This is a genomic window from Mesorhizobium sp. M7A.F.Ca.CA.003.01.2.1 (assembly GCF_003998945.1).
In the GTDB taxonomy this organism is placed as follows: Bacteria; Pseudomonadota; Alphaproteobacteria; order Rhizobiales; family Rhizobiaceae; genus Mesorhizobium; species Mesorhizobium ciceri.
Genome location: NZ_RZRA01001140.1, coordinates 1 through 1,531, shown reverse-complemented (window position 1 = coordinate 1,531; position 1,531 = coordinate 1). Strand labels below are relative to the sequence as shown.

1 protein-coding gene and 1 pseudogene are annotated in these 1,531 nt (G+C 59.8%); both read left to right on the top strand.

Annotated elements, in window-relative coordinates:
- Positions 1–207 precede the first annotated feature (207 nt).
- Positions 208–744, top strand: a complete 537-nt coding sequence (locus tag EN969_RS30565; RefSeq protein ID WP_224621527.1) for an EipA family protein — start codon at positions 208–210, stop codon at positions 742–744.
- Between the two features lie 176 nt (positions 745–920).
- Positions 921–1,531, top strand: a pseudogene (locus EN969_RS30560) (hypothetical protein); the annotation flags it as partial.

Sequence of the window (1,531 nt, the reverse complement as noted above, 5' to 3'; positions counted from 1 at the left end):
ACCCCAAACAGCCTTCGAACCGCCATGTTCATGTGGGAGCTTAATGGTTGAAAAAGGATTACGGCATAATTTGCCCCTAACAGTTACCCTTAACGGCCGGCTAAAAGAGCCGTACGGGGTGCGAGGCGTCGGCGAAGGTGCTCCCTGACGGAGATTGGAAGCATGTTTTCCCGATACTACGACCGGAGCTTTCTCCGTGTCTTCTCAATGGCGGTCACGCTCCTGGGCGTTCTCGTCTTCTCGACTTCAGCCCTGCGGGCCCAGGAATACACCGCTCAGGAGATTGTCGATTCCGGTCACAAATTTTTTGGCGCCACATCGGGCGGACTCGCCACGGTGATCGAGAAGATTTTTGCCTCCTACGGCCTGCCCAACGGCTATCTGCTGGGCGAAGAGGGTTCTGGTGCGCTGATCGGTGGCCTGACCTATGGCGAAGGCACGCTCTACACCAAGAATGCCGGCGACCACAAAGTGTTCTGGCAAGGCCCGTCGCTCGGCTGGGATTTCGGCGGCGAGGGGTCGCGGGTGATGATGCTGGTCTACAATCTCGATGATGTGGGCAGCCTCTACAACCGCTATGGCGGCGTTGCCGGTTCAGCCTATGTGGTGGCGGGCGTCGGCTTCAACGTGCTGAAGAACAACAATGTTCTCCTGGTGCCGATCCGCACCGGCGTCGGTGCTCGGCTCGGCGTCAATCTCGGCTATCTGAAGCTTACCGAGCGGGCCACGTGGAATCCGTTCTAGGCTGAAGTCCTTGGCTGTCGTTGTCCAAAACCGGGACCGCTTTTGGGTCGACATGCATTAAACTCGTACCGTTGCGGCAAACCCTTGCCGCAACGCTGGATTTCCGCCATGTCAACGTGGCACAGTCAAAGCGATCTATGCGCTTTTGATGCTTGCCGGCCACAACGGGTAGTCACTTGGTCCAGTCGGTCCTGTTCTTCGTCCTCGGCTTTCTCTGCGCTGGCTTTCTGGCGCTCATGGTGGCTCCGGCCATATGGCGTCGTGCGGTCGCGCTTACACGCAAACGCATCGAATCCTCGATCCCTCTGACGCAGACCGAGATCCAGGCGGACAAGGATCGCATCCGCGCCGAATACGCCATGACGACGCGCCGCCTGGAAATCAGCGTCAAGGCGTTGCGTGAGAAGGCGGCCGAACAACTGGTCGAGATCAATCGCGGTCGCGAGGCCATGAAGGGCCTGGCGGTCGAGCGGACTGACAAGAACCAGGTGCTGACCGAGCTGGGCGCGAAGAACGAAGCGCTGCGTCAGCGAGAGGGCGAGTTGCAGCAGCTTTCGGAGCGTCTGAAGGAAACCGAACGCAAGCTGGAAAAGCGCGCCCTTGAGCTGGAAAAGCTGGAGCGCATGTATGACGACGCCAGTTTTTCCTCGAGCAGCCGGCAGATCGAGCTCGTGGCGCGAGAGTCCGAAATGCAGAAACTCGCCAGTGACATTGCGATGCTGCGCGGCCAGCGCAAGGAAGCCGACAGGCGCGGCCAGGAAATCGCGGCCGAAAGCAAGGCCGCGCG

Coding starts and splice junctions, on each gene's coding strand:
- EN969_RS30565 (WP_224621527.1), top strand. CDS start 208: ATGGCGGTCACGCTCCTGGGCGTTCTCGTCTTCTCGACTTCAGCCCTG.